Source organism: Rhodococcus sp. DMF-1, from assembly GCF_021441945.1.
GTDB lineage: Bacteria > Actinomycetota > Actinomycetes > Mycobacteriales > Mycobacteriaceae > Rhodococcus > Rhodococcus ruber.
Genome location: NZ_CP090442.1, coordinates 2670447 through 2692120 on the forward strand (window position 1 = coordinate 2670447; position 21674 = coordinate 2692120).

At 71.6% G+C, this 21674-nt stretch carries 1 protein-coding gene (only partly in view); it reads right to left on the bottom strand.

Annotation, left to right across the window (positions count from 1 at the left end):
* Nucleotides 1-21674, bottom strand: the 3' portion of a protein-coding gene (locus LZP97_RS12265) for a non-ribosomal peptide synthase/polyketide synthase (RefSeq protein ID WP_234575031.1). It continues 7873 nt past the right edge of the window; the window shows 21674 of its 29547 coding nt (coding positions 7874-29547); its start codon lies off the right edge, out of view; the stop codon is at nt 1-3.

Sequence of the window (21674 nt, forward strand, 5' to 3'; positions counted from 1 at the left end):
TCAGACGACGACGACCCGATGTGCCGCGCGCCACCGCTCGAGCAACTCGTCCGGTGCGCGGTCGACGACGACCACCACCGCCAGATCCTCGAGTCCCCCGGGTTCGAGGGTGTCGAGCGCGTCGGCGGTCAGGTGGGCGTGGGTGACCCACTCGTCGTACAGGGCCGCGTCGAGGGCCTCCCCCGAGTCGGCGCCCTCCGGCACCACGACGACGGTCGCGCCGGTCGCCGTGACCAGCAGCGGCTCGAGGACCCCGCCCTCCGCCGCCGGCGAGCCGACCGCGGCGCTGCGCGACTCGTACGTCAGGCCGTACCGCTCGCGCAGCTCACCGATCCGGTCGATCACCTCCGCCTGGGTGAGCGTGCGCGTCGCGGTCACCAGGGCCGGGCTCTCGGGCTCGACCGGGCGCAGCCGGTCGGCGTAGGAGACCGGGTGCGCGGCCTGCGCCGCCTGCTCGGCACGCAGCTCCTCGTCGTCGAGCTGCAGCCACGGGACGGCGGGCAGGCCGGTGACGCCCGTCACCGTCAGACCCAGCGTCACCCGGGCCGGGTCCGGCATCGTGGCTGCCGGGTCGGCGGGATCGACCATCAGCAGGGCCGCCCCGGTCTTGGCGACCGCCCACTGCGCCACCACGGACCGGACCGACCGAGGGACGGCGACGGCGACCACGTCGCCGGCACCGACACCCCGCGCGACGAGCACCCGCGCCAGCCGCGAGGACCGCGCGTCCAGTTCGCGGTACGGCACCTCGGTGCCGTCGACGGCGACGGCCGGGGCCTCCGGATCCTCCTCGACCACGTTCGCCAGCACCGCGGCGAGCGTGCGGCCGGTGCTCGTGACCGGAGCCGCCGCGGGCTCGGCCTCGGCGACGAGGTGCGCCCGCTCCGCCGCGTCCATGAGGTCGATGTCTCCCACCACGGCCTGCGGATCGGCCACGAATGCCTCGAGGACCCGCACGAACCGCTGCGAGAGCACGTTCACCTCGGACTCGTCGAAGTACCGCTCGAGGTACTTGAAGGTGAACACGATCTCCGACTGCGCGAGGGTGAGCAGGGTCAGCGGGTAGTGCGTCGCGTCGTCGAGCCGGACGTCCCTGACGGTCATCCCGTCGAGGTCCGTCGCGGCCGCCGACAGGGCAGCCCGGTCGATCGGGTACGACTCGAACACGAGCAGGGTGTCGAAGCCGATCCGGCCGCCGGCCCGCTGCTGGATCTCGGTGAGACCCAGGTAGTGGTGGCCGAGCAGGTCCGCCTGCTGTGCCTGCACGCGACGCAGCAGCTGCGCGATCGTCTCGTCGTCGTCCGTGTCCACCCGCACCGGCAGGGTGTTGATGAACAGACCGACCATCGACTCGACGCCGGGCAGCTCGGCCGGGCGGCCGGAGACGGTGGCACCGAAGGTCACATCGGAACGACCCACGATCCGGCCGAGGAGCACCGCCCAGGCCGCCTGCACCAGGGTGTTCACGGTGATGCCGAGGCTCGAAGCCAGGGCCGACACCGCCGCGGCACGTTCCTCGTCGAACACCACGTGCACCGAGGAGATGGCGTCCGCGTCCGGTCGGCGCACCGACGGGGCGAGGACCGTCGGTTCCTCGACACCGGCGAGTGCCTTCGCCCACACCTCGAGCGACGCCTCCCGGTCCTGTTCGGTGAGCCACTCGAGGAACTCCCGGTAGGAGTGGGCGGCGGGAAGCGCGGTGACATCCCCGCGTGTGACGTACAGCGCCATGAGGTCCTGCATGAGGACCGGCATGGACCAGCCGTCGAGCAGGATGTGATGGACCGTCACCGCGAGCAGCGAACGACCCTCGGCCACGTCGACGAACAGGAACCGGATCAGCGGAGCCTGGCCGAGGTCGAAGCGCCGGACCTGCTCGTCGCGCAGGACGCGGGCCAGCTCGGCGTCGCGGGCGTCCTCGGCGAGGTCGCCGAGGTGCTCGTGCCGCCACTGCACCTCGACGTCGCCCAGCACCAGCTGCACCGGGTCGCCGCTGTCGGTGACGAACACCGTCCGCAGGTTCGGGTACCGGTCCAGCAGTGCCTGCGCCGCGGCGCGCAGCCGCTGCGGATCCACCGCCCCGCCGAGCTCGAGCACCGCCTGCATCGTGTAGACGTCCACGCTCGCCTCGGTCATGAGCGCGTGGAAGTGCAGTCCCGCCTGCAACGGCGACAGCGGCCACACGTCGGTCACCGAGGGGTACCGCGACTGCCACACGTCGAGGTCGTGCTGGGCGACCGGGACGAGCGGCACGTCCGACGGGGTCAGGCCGCCGGCGCCCGGCCCGCGGACGTGGCGGGCCAGCGCCGAGAGCGCCTCGTGCCAGTGCTGGGCCAGCTCCTCGATCTCCGAGCGCTCGACCACCCCGGCGGGGAAGCCGAAGTGCGCCTCGAGCCGCCTGCCGTCCGGTCCGTACGAGACGGTCGCGGTGACGTCGACGGTCGTGGTGACCGGCGTCCCGGCGGGACGGACGGTCCGGTCGCCGGGTGCCGCCGTCGGGGACCACGCGCCGCCCTCGACGGACGCGACCGGCTCGCCGAAGTGGAGGGCGACCTGCGGCCGCGGAGCGCTCAGATCCCCGGCGGAGTCGGGGTCGAGGTACCGCAGCAGACCGAAGCCGGCACCGTCGTCGGGCAGGGCCCGCAGCTGTTCCTTGACCGCCTTGACGGCGGCGCCCATCGCCGGTCCCCCGGAGAACGCGTCGTCGACGTCGATCCCTCCGAATCCCGCACGGAACGGGAAGGAGATGGTGAGGCATCCGACGGTCCGAGACAGGTCGGCTCCGGGGACCACCGTGGAGTCGCGTCCGTCCCCGTCCAGCTCGAGCAGCGTGGCCGTCTCGTCGATGCCCCGGTCCCGGCGCCACCGCACCAGGGCCAGACCCAGCGCGGTGACCAGACCGTCGCGGACGGTGCCGTGGAACCGCTCGGGCACCGCGACGAGCAGTGCCTCCGCGTCCGCAGCCGGCACCGTGGTGTGCACGTGCTCGACCGTGGTGCCGACATCGACGGCGGGATCGAGCGGACGGTCCCCGATCGGGAAGTCCGGCGTGTCCAGGATCGACCGCCACCGGTCGAGTTCCGTTCGGCGCTCGGTGCGGCCGGCCGCCTCGACCAGCCCGTGCGCCCAGCGGCGCAGGGAGGTCCCGACCGGCGGCAGCACCACGGGCTGCCCGGCCGCGAGAGCGTCGTACGCGGCGGCCAGATCGGCGATCAGGATGCGCCGGGACGTGTCGTCGGCGACGAAACGGTGGGCGACGATCAGCAACGTCTCGCCGCGCCCGTCGTCGATGCGGACGAACTGCACCATCCGGCCCGCGGCGGGGTCGAGTCGCTCGACCGCCGCCGCGAGGGCCCGCTCGGCGCGGGTCTGCAGGTCGTCGGGCACGCCGGGCGCCGGTTCCCCCTGTGCCAGCAGGGTTTCCGGGTCGACGGTGCCGGGGGCCCGCACCCGCAGGGTGACGGCACCGTCGGCGTCGTGTTCGACGATCGCGCGTAGCGCGTCGTGGTGATCGACGACCGCGCCGACCGCACCGGCCAGCGCGTCGGCGTCGACGCCGGCGGGCAGGGTCACCGCCGTCGACACGGCGAGCCGATCGACGTCGCCGGAAGCCTCGAGGGCTGCACGCATCACCGGAGTCAACGGGACGTCCCCGATGCCGCCGCCGGGCAGTTCGGTCAGTGTGCGCTCGGCACCGCCGGTGAGGGTGGCGATCTCCGCCAGCCCCGCGACGGTCTTGCGTTCGAACACGTCCCGCGGGGTGAACACCACGCCGCGGGCCTTCGCGCGCGAGACCAACTGGATCGAGACGATGCTGTCGCCGCCGAGGGCGAAGAAGTCGTCGTCGAGACCGACCTGCTCGAGACCGAGGACCTCGGCGAACACCCGCGCCACGGCCTCCTCCGTGACGGTGGTCGGGGCCCGGAACTCCCGCGCCTCGAACACCGGCGCGGGCAACGCCTTGCGGTCGAGCTTGCCGTTGACGTTCAGCGGCAGCGCCTCGAGCACCACGAACGCCGCCGGCACCATGTACGACGGCAGGTCCCGTCCGAGGCGGGTGCTCACGTCGGCGACGTCGAGCACGACGCCGGGCTGCGGCACGACATAGGCGATCACCTGGGGTCCGACCCGGTCGTCGTCGCGGACGACGACGGCCACGTCCCGCACGTCGTCGAGTCCGCGCAGCGCGGCCTCGATCTCGCCGAGCTCGATCCGGAAACCACGCACCTTGACCTGGAAATCCGTGCGGCCCACGTACTCGAGCCGGCCCGCCGCATCCCACCGCACCAGGTCACCGGTGCGGTAGAGCCGCTCACCGGCACCGAACGGGGACGCGACGAACCGCTCCGCCGTCAGATCCGCCCGCCCGTGATAACCGCGGGCCAGCTGCGCACCCGCCAGATACAGCTCGCCGGACACCCCGACCGGCACCGGCCGCAGCCGCCCGTCGAGCACGAACACCCGCGAGTTCCATTCCGGCACACCGATCGGCACCGACACACCCGCGGCGTCGTCGACCTCGTGGAAGGTCACCGACACCGCCGCCTCCGTCGGACCGTACAGATTGTCCAACCGGGCCGCGTTGTGCGCCAGGAACCGACCCGCCGTCGCCGCCGGCAACGCCTCACCGATCGCGAGGACCCGTCGCACCGACGCGGTGAGACGGTCCTCGCCGTCGACGAGGAGCGTCTCGAGCATCGAGGGCACCACGTGCAGCGTCGTCACGGACTGCTCGGCCATCAGGGTGTTCAGATAACCCGGGTCGCGGTGCCCGTCCGGCGCCGCGATCACCACCCGGCCACCACAGACCAGCGCCGACCAGAACTCCCACACCGACAGATCGAACGTCGCCGCCGTCTTCAGCAGCACCGCATCGTCGGCACCGAGCGCATACTCCGCCCGCTTCCACACCAACTGGTTCACGACCGCCCCGTGCGGCACCGCCACACCCTTCGGCCGACCCGTCGACCCCGACGTGAAGATCACATACGCCGTGTTCGACGCCCGCAACGGCGCCCGCCGCTCCGCATCGGCCACCGGAGCACCCGACAGCTCACCGAGGTCGAGGGTGTCGAGGCTGAGCATCGGGATCGTCTGTCCCGGCACCTCGAACCCGTCGCGCCCGGTGGTCAGCACCACCACCGGCGCCGCCACCTCGAGGACGTACCCGGTCCGCTCGGCCGGCTGATCCGGATCCAGCGGCACATACGCACCGCCGGCCTTGGCCACCGCGTACATCCCCACCAGCAACTCCACCGACCGGCGCATCGCCAGCGCCACCGTCGACTCCGGCCCCACCCCGACAGAAATCAGGTGCCGGGCAAGGCGATTGACCCGCGCATCGAACTCGCCGTAACTCAGCGCCTGCCCCTCGAACACCAACGCCGGCGCCTGCGGTGCCCGCCGCACCTGCTCGTCGAACAGATCCACCAACGTCGCCGACGCATCCACCTCGTGACCGGTCTCGTTCCACGCCTCGAGCACCCGCACCCGCTCGGCCGCCTCGAGAATCTCGATATCCCCCAGCGCCACCGACGGATCCGCCACGACCGCCTCGAGCACCCGCACGAACCGCTCGGCGAACACCACGACGGTCGGCTCGTCGAACAGATCCGTGGCGTACGTGAGCACGCTCGTGATCCCCTCGGGAGCACCGTCGTCGGCGTACCGGTCGGTGACCACCAGGTGCAGGTCGAACTGCGAGGTCTGCAGATCCGCGTCCACACCGGACACGGTCAGTCCCGGCAACTCGAGACTCGTCGTCGCGAGGTTCTGGAACGACAGGCCCACCTGGAACAGCGGGTGCCGGGCCGTCGACCGCTCCGGGTTGAGCACCTCCACCAGGCGCTCGAACGGCACGTCGGCGTGTGCGAAGGCCTGCAGGTCCCGCTCCCGCGCCTGATCGAGCAGGTCCGCGAAGGACGCACCGGACTCGACCCGGGTACGGAAGACCAGCGTGTTGACGAACATGCCGATCAGATCGTCGAGTTCACGCTGACCGCGACCCGCGATCGGCGTACCGATCGCGATGTCCTCGGTGCCCGACAGCCGCGCAAGCAGCACCGCGAACGCGGCATGCACGGCCATGAACAACGTCGCGCCCCGGCCGCGGGCCAGCTCGACCAGCTTCCGGTGCAGATCGGCATCGATCGTGAAGTCGATCTTGCCGCCCGCGAAGGACTGCACGGCCGGCCGCGGCCGGTCGGTCGGCAGATCCAGCTGGTCCGGCAGATCCGCCAGGGCCTGCTTCCAGTACGTCACCTGCTTCGCGGCCACCGACGCCGGGTCGTTCTCGTCGCCGAGCACCCGTCGCTGCCACAGGGCGTAGTCGGCGAACTGCACGGGCAGCGGCATCCAGTCCGGGGCGTTGCCGGTCGACCGGGCCACGTACGCCGTCACCAGATCGCGGGTGAGCGGCCCCATCGAGGAGCCGTCCGCCGAGATGTGGTGCACGACGAACGCGACGATCGTCTCGTCCTCGCCGACGGTGAACAACCGCACCCGGATCGGGGCCTCCGACGTCACGTCGAACCCCGTGTAGGCCAGCTCGCGGATCCGGTCGGCCACCTCGTCCCAGCTGGTGGCCACCGGCGTGAGGTCCGGGACCACCGCCGTCACCGGCAGCACGACCTGGACCGCGCCGTCCTCGGTCTCCGGGTACGCCGTGCGCAGCACCTCGTGCCGGGCGAACACGTCCCGGATCGCATCCTGCAGCGCGGCGACGTTCAACCGGCCCGACAGCCGCAGCGCCACCGGCAGGTTGTAGGCCGCCGACTCCGGATCGAAGCGGTTGAGGAACCACATGCGCTGCTGCGCGAGCGAGAGCGGGACCCGATCCGGCCGCGGCCCGGCCACCAGCGGCACCGACCCGCCGGAGCCGGCGTGCTGCTCGACGTGCGCCGCGAGCGCCTCGACCGTGGAGGCGTCGAACAGCACCCGCACCGGCACCCGCGAATCCAGCGCCGCACCCAGACGCGCCACCAACTGGGTGGCGATCAGGGAGTTGCCGCCGAGCGCGAAGAAGTCGTCGTCGAGACCGACCCGTTCCACGCCGAGCACCTCGGCGAAGATGCCCGCGACGATCTCCTCGATCGGGGTCGTCGGTGCCCGGAACTCACGCGCGGCGAACGTCGGTGCCGGCAGCGCCCTGCGATCGAGCTTGCCCGAGGTGTTCAGCGGGAACTCCGCAAGCACCACGATCGCCGCCGGCACCATGTACGACGGCAGCGTCCGCGACACGAACTCGATCACCTCGCCGGCATCCACCTCGCGGCCCGGGGCGGGAACCACATACCCGGCGAGCTGGTCGCCGGTCGGGGTCGGCACGACCAGCACCGCGGCCTGGTTCACCGACTCGTGCGCCAGCAACGCCGTCTCGATCTCGCCGAGCTCGATGCGCTGACCGCGGAACTTGACCTGGAAATCGGTGCGGCCGATGTACTCGAGCTCCCCCACCTCGTTCCACGTGACCAGGTCGCCGGTGCGGTACATCCGCTCCCCCGGCGCCCCGAACGGGTTCGCGACGAACCTGTCGGAGGTCAGGTCCGGGCGACGGACGTAGCCGCGTGCCAGCTGCACGCCCGCCAGATACAGCTCACCCGGGACACCGACCGGCACCGGCCGCAGCCGGCCGTCGAGGACCAGCACCCGCACGTTCCACTCCGGGACGCCGATCGGCACCACGTCGACCGGTCCGTCGGCCGGTGCCTGCCAGAACGTCGCCGACACCGCCGCTTCGGTCGGGCCGTAGAGGTTGTCGATCGCGGCGGTGCTGATGCGCCGCACGCCCTCGATCGTCTCCGGCGGCAGTGCCTCGCCGATCACGAAGATGTGGCGCAGCGTGGTGCACGACTCGCGGTCGACGTGGGCGGCGAACACCGTGAGCATCGACGGCACGAAGTCGGTGATCGTCACCTTCTCGCGGGCGATGACGTCCGCCACGTAGACGGGGTCACGATGCCCGTCGGGTGTCGCCACGACCAGCTTCGCCCCCACGCTCAGCGGCATGAAGAAGCCCCACAGCGACACGTCGAACGTCGTGGCCGTCTTCTGCAGGTAGACGTCCCGCGCCGTCATCTCGAACTCGTCGAGCATCCACGCCGTCTGGTTGACGATGGCGCGGTGGGTGACGGCGACGCCCTTGGGCCGGCCGGTCGAACCGGACGTGAAGATGGCGTAGGCCGTGTTGTCCGGGCGCAGCGGCGCCCGCCGGTCCCGATCGGTGACGGGCGCATCCGAGATCGCCGACAGGTCCAGCTCGTCGACCAGGACGGCGTCGACGGTGAGTCCGTCGGGGACGGTGAACTCGTCGCGGGCGGTCGTGACGATGCACACCGGATCGGCCGTGTCGAGGATGTGCCGGACGCGGTCGACCGGGTGATCCGGATCGATCGGCACCCACGCGCCGCCGGCCTCGACGATCGCGTACATGCCCACCAGCAGGTCGAACGACCGCCGGATCGCCAGGCCCACCAGGGACTCCGGTCCCACACCCTGCGAGATCAGGTGCCGCGCGAGCCGATTGACACGGGCGCCGAACTCGGCGTACGTCAGCTCGGCCCCCTCGTAGGCCAGCGCCACCGCATCCGGGGTGCGCCGGACCTGCGCCCCGAACCGGGACAGCAACAACTCGGTGCCGTCGAGAGCATGGTCCGAGGCGTTCCACCCGTGCAGGATCTGCTCGAGTTCGGCCGGGTCGAGCAGCTCGACGTCGCCGACCGGCAGCGCCGGCTGCCCGGCGATCGTCTCGAGGACGCGCACGAACCGCGACAGCAGCGTCTCGACCTGCCGTGCGTCGAACAGCCGGCGCTGGTAACGCAGGTCGAGTTCCATGCCGGATCCGACGTGGACGAACAGGCTCAGCGGGTAGTGGGTGGCGTCGTTCGTGCCGACACCGGTGACCGACATGCCGTCGATCGACGCCGCCTGTTCGGCCAGCCCCTTCTCGTCGAGCGGGTAGGACTCGAACACCGTGAGGGTGTCGAACGCGACGGCCGGCCCGGCGACCCGCTGGATCTCGGTGAGTCCCAGATGATGATGCTCGAGCAGCTCCGCCTGTTCCCGCTGCAGACGATGCAGGAACCGCTCGATCGGCTCCTGCGGATCGAACGTCACCCGCACCGGCAGGGTGTTGATGAACAGGCCCACCATCGACTCCACACCGGGCAGGTCTGCCGGCCGGCCCGACACGGTGGCGCCGAAGACGACGTCGTCGCGTCCGGTCGACCGGCCGAGCAGCACACCCCAGGCCGCCTGGACGAGGGTGTTGACGGTGACCCCGAGCCGGGCTGCGGCCGAGGCGATCTCGGCCGTGCGGTCGTCGTCGAGCAGCAGCCGTACGCGGTCGGCGCCCTCGGCACCGGGGTGCCGGTCGGTCGCCGGGGCGAGCAGCGTCGGCTCCTCGAACCCGTCGAGCACCCGCGCCCACGTGGCGCGGGAGGCGTCGAGGTCACGCTCGGCGACCCACGCCAGGAACGACCGGTAGGAGCGGGCCCGGGGCAGCGGCGACTCGTCCCCGCGGGTGGCGTACAGCATCATCATGTCCTGCATCAGCAGCGGCATCGACCAGCCGTCGACGAGGATGTGATGCACGGTCACGCCGAGCTGGTAGCGGCCCCCGCCGAGCGACGCGAGGACGAACCGGATCAGCGGCGCCTCGTCCATCGCGAACCGGCGCGCCTGCTCCTCCCGCCAGAACGGCACCGTCGCGCGCACGCCCTCGTCGGCGACGAGCTGCGACAGGTCGGCCTCGCGCCACGGCACCCGCACATCCGACAGCACCACCTGCACCGCGGCACCGGCGGCGTCGTTGACGAACACCGTCCGCAGGTTCGGGTACCGGTCGAGCAGCGCCTGCGCCGCGCCGCGCAGCCGCTGCGGATCGACCACGCCGTCGAGGTCGAGCACGGCCTGGATCGTGTAGACGTCCACGCTGGATTCGTCCATGAGGGCGTGGAAGAGCAGGCCCGACTGCAGCGGCGACAGCGGCCACACGTCGGTCGCCGACGGGAAGCGCGCCTCCCACGCCTCGAGGTCCTGCTGGGTCACCGACACGAGCGGCACGTCCGACGGGGTCAGTCCGCCGGCGCCGGGCTCGCTCGCGTACCGGGCCAGTGCCGCGAGCGCGTCCACCCAGTAGGCGGCGAGGGACTCGACGTCGTCCGGGCCGAGAAGTCCGGTCGGGTAGGCGAATCCGGCCGCGAGCTGCGGTCCGTCCGCACCGTCGGACACGATCGCGTTGATGTCGACGACGGCGTTGGCGGGCATGTCCGCGTCGAGGGCGGCGTCGACCCCACCGAGCGCGTCCGTCGGAACCCAGCCGATCGCGGCGAGTTCCTCGGGCACGTCCGCCGCCGACACCCGGCCGAGGTAGTTGAAGCTCACCTGCGGCTGGGTGGTGTAGCCGGACAGGACCTGCGAGCCGACCGGGTCGAGGTGGCGCAGCAGGCCGTAGCCCATGCCCCTGTCCGGGATCGCCAGGAGCTGTTCCTTGACCGCCTTGACGGCGGATCCCATGGCGGTGCCACCGGCGAAGGCGTCGTCGACGTCGATACCGGTCAGGTCCACCCGCACCGGATGGGCGCTGGTGAACCAGCCGACGGTGCGCGACAGGTCCGCGCCCGGCACCACCGTCTCCTCGCGGCCGTGGCCCTCGAACTTCAGCAGCGCGGACGTCGCGTCGATGCCGCGGTCGCGTCGCCACCGGATCAGGGCCAGGCCGAGAGCGGCGATGAGCCCGTCGTTGACGCTGCCGTGGAACAGCGCGGGCACCGAGGTCAGCAGGGACTCGGTGTCGGCCGCGGGGACGGTCACCTCCAGCCGTTGCACGGTCGACGCGACGTCGACCGCCGGGTCGAACGCACGAGCGCCGAGCAGCGGATCGGGTCCGTCGAGCACCGACCGCCACAGCTCGAGCTCCGCCCGGCGTTCCGGCGCGCGCGCCGCGTCCGCCAGACCGTGGGCCCAGCGGCGCAGCGAGGTGCCCACGGCCGGCAACGCGACGTCCTGTCCCGCGGCCGTCTGACCCCACGCGACGGCGAGGTCGGGCAGCAGGATCCGCCAGGAGACGCCGTCGACCACGAGATGGTGCGCGACGACGAGCAGCACGCCGGCGCGGTCGCCGGGTCCGAAGTCGAACCACACGAACCGCAGAACGCGTCCCTCGGTGGGCGCGAGCCGGTCGAGCGCGGCGTCGAGCTCGCGTGACGCGACCGCGGTGAGCGCGGCGGCGTCGATGTCGGCGGGCACCTCGACGCGGGTGACGAGTTCGTCGGCGTCGACCGTGCCGGCGGCCCGCACCCGCAGCGCGGGGGCGCCGTCGGCGTCGTGCTCGAGGATCGACCGCAGCGCGTCGTGGTGGTCGACGACGGCGCCGACGGTGCGCACCAGCACGTCCCGGTCGATGTCCTTCGGCAACGTCACCGCCACCGACTGGGAGAAGCGGTCGAAGCCGCCACCCCAGCCGAGCACCTCACGCATGATCGGGGTGAGCGGGACCTCCCCGACGCCGCCGCCGGGCAGTTCCTTCAGACCGCCCGGGCCCTCCCCCGCGGTGGTGCGGGTCGCGACCTCGGCGAGCCCGGCGACGGATCGCCGCTCGAACACGTCCCGGGGGGTGAACACGACACCGCGGGCCTTGGCGCGCGAGACCAGCTGGATCGACACGATGCTGTCGCCGCCGAGCGCGAAGAACGACTCGTCGACGCCGACCCGGTCGAGGCGCAGCACCTCGGCGAACACCTCGGCGATGATCTCCTCGAGGTCGGTACTCGCGGAACGGAATTCGCGTTCCTCGAGCTCCGGCTCGGGCAGCGCGTCGCGATCGAGCTTGCCGACCGGGGTCAGCGGGATCTTGTCGAGCACCACGATCGCGGACGGCACCATGTGCGCCGGCAGCGACCGGCCGACGAACTCGGTCAGCGCGGCGGTGTCGACCGTCGCGCCCGCCTTGGGCAGCACGTACGAGACGAGCACGGTGCCGCCGGAGGGTGTCGTGCGGCCGAGCGTGGCCGCGAACTCCACACTTTCGTGGGACGTCAGCGCCGAGTCGATCTCGCCGAGCTCGATGCGGAATCCACGCACCTTGACCTGGAAGTCGCTGCGCCCGACGAACTCGAGCTCGAGCCGGTCGTCGTCCATGACACGCCAGCGCACCATGTCGCCGGTGCGGTACATCCGCGCACCGTCCGCCGCGAACGGATCGGCGACGAACCGCTCCGAGGTGAGCACCGAACGCCGGTGGTAGCCGCGGGCGAGGGCGGCACCCGACAGATACAGCTCACCCGCGACGCCGACGGGGACGGGGCGCAGCCGGGAATCGAGGACGAGGGCGGTCGTGCCGCGCACGGGCCCGCCGATCGTGATCGGGTCTCCCGGCAGAACGTGCGCATAGGTCGAGATGACGGTCGCCTCGGTCGGGCCGTAGCCGTTGAGCAGCGTGCGGCCGGGCGCCCACCGGTTCACCAGCTCCGGCGGCAGTGCCTCACCGCCGACGACGACCACCTCGAGGCTGTCGAGGCCGTCGGGGTCGACGGTGCCGATCACCGCGGGGGTGATGATGGTGTGGGTGGGGCGTTCGGTGCGGAACAGGTCCGCGAGGTCGGGGCCGCCGATGATCGTCGACGGCACGACGACCAGCGTCGCGCCCTGCGAGAACGCCGCGATCCACTCCATCACCGATGGGTCGAAGCTCGGCGACATGATGTGCAGGAACCGGGAGCGGGACGTCAGGCCGTACAGGTCGATGATCGTGTCCAGCAGGCCGCCGAGACCGGTGTGGGTGACCACGACGCCCTTGGGCCGGCCCGTCGACCCCGAGGTGTAGATCAGGTAGGCGGGGTGCTGCGGGCGCAGCGGCCGGACACGGTCGGCGTCGGTGACCGGGGCCGCCGACCGGGTCGCGACGTCGGAGGCGAGGCCGGGTTCGTCGACGACCAGCCACTCCGCGTCGTCGGGCAGGCCGGGCCGGTGAGCGGTTCTCGTGATGCCCAGGGCGGCACGGGAATCGGAGAGCATGTAACGCACGCGCTCCGGCGGGTACGACGGGTCGACCGGCACGTGTGCGGCACCGGCCTTGGCCACCGCCCACACCGACCGGACCATGTCGTAGGAGCGCGGGAACGCCACGGCCACGATGTTCTCGGGGCCGACGCCGCGCTCGACCAGCAGCCGCGCGAGCCGGGACGAGTCCTCGTCGAGCTCGCGGTAGGTGATCGACCGTCCCTCGTACCGCACGGCGGTCGCGTCCGGGTCGAGCGACGCGCCGGCCGTCAGGAGGTCGGCGAGGGTTCCGCCGCTGACGACGTCGGTACCGCGCACGTGGGTCAGCCGCTCGAGTTCGTGCGGCTCGAGCAGCGGCAGGTCACCGACCGGCAGTGCCGGGTCGGCGACGGCCGCGTCGAGGAGGTGCGCGAATCGAGCGGCGAAGCCCTCGACGGTGTCGGCGTCGAACAGGGACCGCGCGTAGGTGAACTCGGCAGAGATCCCGTCCGGCCCGCCGTCCGCCGCGGTGTGCTCCCGCAGGGTCAGCGCGAGGTCGAACTTGGCGCTGTCGACGTCGAACGGGACCGTGGACACGCTCAGGTCGGGCAGTTCGAGGCCGGTCTCGGGCAGGTTCTCGAACGACATGGCGACCTGGAACAGCGGGTGCCGGGCCGTGGACCGCTCGGGGTTGAGGATCTCGACGAGCCGTTCGAACGGAAGGTCCGCGTGGGCGAACGCCTCGAGATCGCTCTCGCGGATGCGCCCGAGATGCTCGGCGAACCCGGCGTCGGCGTCGATGTGGCTGCGCAACACCAGGGTGTTGACGAACATGCCGACCATCTCGTCGAGTTCGGCCTCACCGCGGCCGGCGATCGGCGTGCCGATCGCGATGTCGTCGGCGGCGGACATGCGCGCCAGGAACACCGCGAGGGCGGTGTGCATGACCATGAACAGCGTCGTGCCGCTGCGCCGGGCGAGGTCGGCGGCCTGCCGATGGGTGCCCGCATCGATGCGGAACTCGATCTTGCCGCCCTCGAAGGCCTGCACCGACGGTCGCGGCCGGTCGGTGGGCAGGTTCAGCTCGTCGGGCAGGCCGGCGAGCGTCCGCTTCCAGTAGTCGGCCTGCGCGGAGACGAGGCTGTCCGGATCGTCCTCCGCGCCCAGCACCTGACGCTGCCACAGCGCGAAGTCCGCGTACTGCACCGGCAGCGGCGCCCGGTTCGGTTCGTGCCCGGCCGCGCGCGCGACGTACGCGATCATCACATCGCGCGTCAGCGGTGCCATGGACCAGCCGTCGGCGCTGATGTGGTGCGCGACGAACACCAGCACATGATCGTCGTCGGCGACGCGGAAGAGCCTGGCCCGCAAGGGGATCTCGTCGGTGACGTCGAAGCCCGCGGAGACCACCTCGGTGACCCGGGCGACGAGGTCGGCCTCGGACACCGGTTCGGGTGTGAGGTCGGGTGCCGCCTCGGCGACCGGCAGGACCACCTGGTAGGCGTGCCCGTCGGACTCCGGGTAGACGGTGCGCAGCACCTCGTGCCGGGCGACGACGTCGCGCACCGCGGCCCGCATGGCGTCCACGTCGAGCATGCCGGTCAGCCGGACGGCGACCGGGATGTTGTTCGCCGCCGATTCGGTGTCGAACCGGTTGAGGAACCACATGCGCTGCTGGGCCAGCGACAGCGGCACCCGGCCCGGCCGCGGCTGCGGCACCAGCGGCGGACGCCCGCCACCGCCGGCGTGCTGCTCGACCGCGACGGCGAGCGCCCCGGCCGTGGTCGCCTCGAAGACGGCCCGGACCGGGATCTTCGCGTCGAGCGCGGCGCCGATGCGGGAGACGACCTGCGTGGCGAGCAGCGAGTTGCCGCCGAGCTCGAAGAAGTCGTCGTCGACACCGACCCGGGTGAGACCGAGCACGTCGGCGAACACGCCCGCGACGATCTCCTCGACGGGGGTGCTCGGAGCGCGGAACTCGCGCGCTTCGAACACCGGCTCCGGCAGCGCCCGGCGATCGAGCTTGCCGTTGACGTTCAGCGGCAGCGCCTCGAGCACCACGAACGCCGCCGGCACCATGTACGACGGCAACGCCCCGGCGAGCCCGGACTTCACGTGCGCGAGGTCGAGCACCGCGCCCGCCTCCGGCACCAGGTACGCCACGAGCTGCGTGCCCGTCCGATCGTCCTCCCGGGCGATCACCGCGACGTCGCGCACGTCGTCGGCACCGCGCAGCGCGGCTTCGATCTCGCCGAGCTCGATCCGGAATCCGCGCACCTTGACCTGGAAGTCGCTGCGGCCGAGGTACTCCAGGCGCCCGGCCGAGTCCCATCGGACGAGGTCGCCGGTGCGGTAGAGCCGGTCGCCGTCGCCGAACGGCGAGGCGACGAACCGTTCCGCCGTCAGATCCGCACGGCCGTGGTAGCCGCGTGCCAACTGCGCACCGGCGAGATACAGCTCGCCGGACACCCCGACCGGCACCGGGTGCAGACGCCCGTCGAGCACGTAGACCCGCGAGTTCCATTCCGGCACGCCGATCGACACCGAGGCCCCGGAGACATCGGCCACCTCGCCCGCGGTGATCGACACCGCGGCCTCGGTCGGGCCGTAGAGATTGACCAGCTGCGCGGTGTTGTGCTGCAGGAATCGCTGCGCCGTCGCCGCCGGCAGCGCCTCACCGATCGCGAGCACCCGGCGCAGAGACCTGGGCAGCACCCCGTCGGAGTCGACGAGCAGCGCCTCGAGCATCGACGGCACCACGTGCAGGGTGGTGACCGCCTGCTCGGCCATCAGGGTGTTCAGGTAGCCGGGATCGCGGTGGCCGTCCGGCGTGGCGATCACCAGGCGGCCACCGGAGACCAGCGCCGACCAGAATTCCCACACCGACAGGTCGAACGTCGCCGCGGTCTTGAGCAGCGCCGCGTCCTGCGACCCGAGCCCGAAGTGCTCGCGCTTCCACAGCAACTGGTTCACGATCGCCGCGTGCGGGACCGCCACCCCCTTCGGCCGGCCCGTCGACCCCGAGGTGAAGATCACGTACGCGGTGTTCGACGCCCGCAGCGGCGCCCGCCGCTCGGCGTCGGTGACCGGGTTACCGGTGTAGTGCGCCAGGTCGGCCGTGTCGATCGCCAGGTGCGGGACAGAGCTGTCCCCCGGTAGCTCGAACGCGTCCCGCTCGGTGGTCAGTACCACCACCGGTGCCGCGGCATCGAGGATGTATCCGGTCCGCTCGGCCGGCTGGTCCGGGTCGAGCGGCACGTACACGCCACCGGCCTTGGTGACGGCATACATGCCGACGAGCAGCTCGGTCGATCGGCGCATCGCCAGGGCGACCGTCGATTCGGGACCGACCCCCGTCGAGATCAGGTGCCGGGCGAGCCGGTTGACGCGGGCGTCGAACTCGCCGTAGGTGAGCGTCTCGCCCGCGAAGAACAGGGCGGGGGCGTCGGGGGTGCGGTGCACCTGCGCGTCGAACAGGTCGGCGAGGGTCGCCGAGGTGTCGACGGCGTGACCGGTGTCGTTCCAGCCCTCGAGCACCCGGAGCCGCTCGGTGTCGTCGAGCAGCGGCACGTCGCCCACCGGCAGCGCCGGGTCCGCCACCACGGACTCGAGCAACCACAGGAAGCGCCGGGCGAATCCGGCCACCGTGGACTCGTCGAACAGGTCCGTGGCGTAGGTGAAGAAGCCGGTCACGCCGGCCGCGGCGCCGTCCTCGGCGTGCCGGTCGGTGACGATCAGATGCAGATCGAACTGCGAGATCTCCATGTCCGCATCGACGTTCGCGATGGTCAGACCGGGCAGCTCGAGGCGGGACTGAGCGACGTTCTGGAACGACAGGCCCACCTGGAACAGCGGGTGCCGCGCGGTCGAGCGGACGGGGTTGAGGACCTCCACGAGCCGCTCGAACGGCACGTCGGCATTGGCGAATGCGCCCAGGTCGGCCTCGCGCGCCTGCGCCAGCAGTTCCTCGAACGCCGCATCCGGACGAACCTGCGTCCGGAAGACCAGGGTGTTGACGAACATGCCGATGAGGTCGTCGAGGGCCCGCTCGTCACGGCCCGCGATGGGCGTGCCGATCGCGATGTCGTCGGTGTCGGACATCCGTGCGAGGAACACCGCGAGGGCGGTGTGCATCACCATGAACAGCGTCGTGTTGCTGCGACGCGCGAGCTCGATCAGGCGGGCGTGCAGTTCGGGGTCGACGGCGAACCCGGTCCGGGCGCCGGCGAAGGACTGCACGGCCGGACGCGGCCGGTCGGTGGGCAGGTCCAGCTGGTCGGGCAGACCGGCCAGGGCCTTCTTCCAGTACGCCACCTGCTTCGCCGCGATCGACTCGGGATCGTCCTCGGAGCCGAGGACCTCCCGCTGCCACAGCGCGTAGTCCGCGTACTGCACCGGCAGCGGTGCCCACGCCGGGAACTCGCCCTGCGAGCGCGCGATGTAGGCCTGCATCAGATCCCGGGTGAGCGGACCCGCCGACGAACCGTCGGCCGAGATGTGGTGGACGACCAGCGCGAGCACGTGGTCGTTGTCGGCAAGCCGGAACATCCGCAACCGCAACGGCACCTCGGTGGTGACGTCGAAGGTGGTGGACCCGAGTTCGTGGACGGCCGCAAGGATCTCGTTTTCGGCGACGGGGACCGGGGTGAGGTCCTGTTCGGCCTGGGCGGCGGGCACGACGACCTGGATCGGGCCGTCGGCCGTCTCCGGGTAGTAGGTGCGCAGGATCTCGTGCCGGGCGACGAGGTCTCCGACCGCCGCCTGCAGCGCCGCGACGTCGAGCGTCCCGGTCAGCCGGATCGCCATCGGCACGTTGTACGCGGCGGTGTCCGTGTCGAAGCGGTTGAGGAACCACATGCGCTGCTGCGCGAGCGAGAGCGGGATGCGCTCGGGACGCGGCCGCGCCTCGAGCGGGCGCCGTGCGTCGGCACTCTGATGCTGGACGGACACCGCGAGGGCTTCGACGGTGGGCGACTCGAACAGCGCGCGGATCGGCACCCGGACGTCGAGAGCGGCACCGAGCCGGGAGGCGACCTGGGTGGCGAGCAGCGAGTTGCCGCCGAGGGCGAAGAAGTCGTCGTCGAGACCGACCTGCTCGAGACCGAGGACCTCGGCGAACACCCGCGCCACCGCCTCCTCCGTGACGGTGGTCGGAGCCCGGAACTCCCGCGCCTCGAACACCGGCGCGGGCAGAGCCTTGCGGTCGAGCTTGCCGTTGACGTTCAGCGGCAGCGCCTCGAGCACCACGAACGCCGCCGGCACCATGTACGACGGCAACTGCTGCGCCAGGGACGACTTGAGTTGTGCCGCATCGATTTCCGCACTTCCGGCCGGAACGACGTAGGCCACGAGCTGCGCGCCGCCGCGGTCGTCGTCGCGCGCGATCACCGCCACGTCCCGGATGCTGCCGAGTCCGCGCAGCGCGGCCTCGATCTCGCCGAGCTCGATCCGGAAACCACGCACCTTGACCTGGAAGTCCGTGCGGCCCACGTACTCCAGCCGGCCCGCCGCATCCCACCGCACCAGGTCACCGGTGCGGTAGAGCCGCTCACCGGCACCGAACGGGGACGCGACGAACCGCTCCGCCGTCAGATCCGCCCGCCCGTGATAACCGCGGGCCAGCTGCGCACCCGCCAGGTACAACTCACCCGGCACCCCCACCGGCACCGGCCGCAGCCGCCCGTCGAGCACGAACACCCGCGAGTTCCATTCCGGCACACCGATCGGCACCGACACACCCGCGGCGTCGTCGACCTCGTGGAAGGTCACCGACACCGCCGCCTCCGTCGGACCGTACAGATTGTCCAACCGGGCCGCGTTGTGCGCCAGGAACCGACCCGCCGTCGCCGCCGGCAACGCCTCACCGATCGCGAGCACCTGCCGCAGCGAGTTCGCCAGGCTTCCGCCGGTCTCGACGAGCAGCGCCTCGAGCATCGAGGGCACCACGTGCAGCGTCGTCACGGACTGCTCGGCCATCAGGGTGTTCAGATAACCCGGGTCGCGGTGCCCGTCCGGCGCCGCGATCACCACCCGGCCACCACAGACCAGCGCCGACCAGAACTCCCACACCGACAGATCGAACGTCGCCGCCGTCTTCAGCAGCACCGCATCGTCGGCACCGAGCGCATACTCCGCCCGCTTCCACACCAACTGGTTCACGACCGCCCCGTGCGGCACCGCCACACCCTTCGGCCGACCCGTCGACCCCGACGTGAAGATCACATACGCCGTGTTCGACGCCCGCAACGGCGCCCGCCGCTCCGCATCGGCCACCGGAGCACCCGACAACGCCGACAGATCCGCGGTATCGATCGCCAGAGTGCGGACAGACCCCTCCCCCGGCACCTCGAACCCGTCGCGCCCGGTGGTCAGCACCACCACCGGCGCCGCCACCTCGAGGACGTACCCGGTCCGCTCGGCCGGCTGATCCGGATCCAGCGGCACATACGCACCACCGGCCTTGGCCACCGCGTACATCCCCACCAGCAACTCCACCGACCGGCGCATCGCCAGCGCCACCGTCGACTCCGGCCCCACCCCGACAGAAATCAGGTGCCGGGCAAGGCGATTGACCCGCGCATCGAACTCGCCGTAACTCAGCGCCTGCCCCTCGAACACCAACGCCGGCGCCTGCGGGGCCCGCCGCACCTGCTCGTCGAACAGATCCACCAACGTCGCCGACGCATCCACCTCGTGACCGGTCTCGTTCCACGCCTCGAGCACCCGCACCCGCTCGGCCCCGTCGAGAATCTCGATATCCCCCAGCGCCACCGACGGATCCGCCACGACCGCCTCGAGCACCCGCACGAACCGCTCCGCGAAACCGGCCACGGTGCCCTTGTCGAACAGATCCGTCGCACACGTGAACGTCGCGTCGATACGAGCCGGCGTCCCGTCCTCGTCGTAGCGGTCGAAGACGGTCAGCTGCAGGTCGGTCTTGGCGAGCTCGAGCTCGAAGTTGGTCGGGGAGACGGTCAGCCCCGGCAGTTCCAACTTCGTCTGTGCGAGGTTCTGGAAGGACAGGCCCACCTGGAACAGCGGGTTCCGGGCCGTCGACCGCACGGGATTGAGCACCTCCACGAGGCGCTCGAACGGCACGTCGGCGTGCGCGAACGCACCGAGGTCCGTCTCCCGGACCTGAGCCAGGAACTCGTCGAATGCGACATCGGACTGCACGCGGGTGCGGAAGACCAGCGTGTTGACGAACATGCCGATCAGGTCGTCGAGCACCCGCTCGCCGCGGCCCGCGATCGGCGTACCGATCGCGACGTCCTCGGTACCCGACAGCCGTCCCATCAGGGTCGCCAGGGCGGCGTGCACCACCATGAACAGCGTGGCGTTGTGGCGGCGTGCCAGATCCTGCAGACCCCGGTGCAACTCGGCGTCGACGGTGAAGTGCAGCGAGTCGCCACGGAAGCTCTGACGCGGAGGTCGTGGGCGGTCGGCGGGGAGATCGATCTGGTCGGGCAGACCGGCCAGGGTCCGCTTCCAGTACTCGATCTGCTGCGCGGCGACGGAGTCGGGATCGTCCTCCGAACCGATGACGTCGCGCTGCCACAACGCGTAGTCCGCGTACTGGACGGGCAGCGGCTCCCACCCCGGGGTCTCCCCGCGGGACCGGGCCTCGTAGGCGATGGTGGCGTCGCGGGCGAGGGGTGCCATCGAGGCGCCGTCCGCGGAGACGTGATGCACGACGAACGCCAGGACGTAATCGGTGTCGGTGATCCGGAAGATCCGCGAGGCCACCGGCACCTGACGTGTCACGTCGAAGGTCGTGGACATGAACGCGACGATTTCCTCGGTGAGGTTGTCCTCGGTGACGTCGTACGGCGTCAGATCGGGCAGCGCATCGTCCACGGGGAGCACGATCTGGTGCGGTCCGCCGTCGGGATCCGGGTAGTAGGTGCGCAGCATCTCGTGCCGGCCGATCACGTCGCGCACCGCCGCCTGCATCGCGGCGAGATCCAGCTCGCCCTGGAGTCGCACCGCGAAGGGAATGTTGTCCACCGCGGAGGAGGTGTCGAACTGGTTGAGGAACCAGTACCTCTGCTGGGCGAGCGACAGCGGCACCCGCTCGGGACGCGGTGCCGCCTCGAGCGGGCGCCGGGCACCGGTACCGATCTGGCGGCCGACCTCCGCGGCGAACGCCTCGACGGTGGAGGTCTCGAACAGCACCCGCAGCGGCACCGACGCGTCGAGCGCCGCCCCGATCCGCGAGACCACCTGCGTGGCGATCAGCGAGTTGCCGCCGAGCGCGAAGAAGTCGTCGTCGAGACCGACCCGCTCGAGACCGAGCACCTCGGCGAACACACTCGCCACGATCTCCTCCACCGGAGTCGTCGCGGCACGAAACGCCTTGACCTCGAACACCGGCTCCGGCAACGCCTTCCGGTCCAGCTTGCCCGACGCGTTGAGCGGCAACTCCGCGAGCACCACGAACGCCGACGGCACCATGTACGACGGGAGGTGCGCCTCGAGGGTGCGACGAGCGAAGGCGTCGTCGAACGCTCCGGCCGCCGGGACGACGTACGCCACCAGCTGCTCGGCACGGACCAGCGCGACCGCCTGGGCCGCCTCGGTGTGTTCGACGAGGGCGGCTTCGATCTCGCCGAGTTCGATGCGCAGACCACGCAGCTTGACCTGGAAGTCCGTGCGGCCCAGGTACTCGAGCTCCCCGCCGGCGGTCCACGTCACCA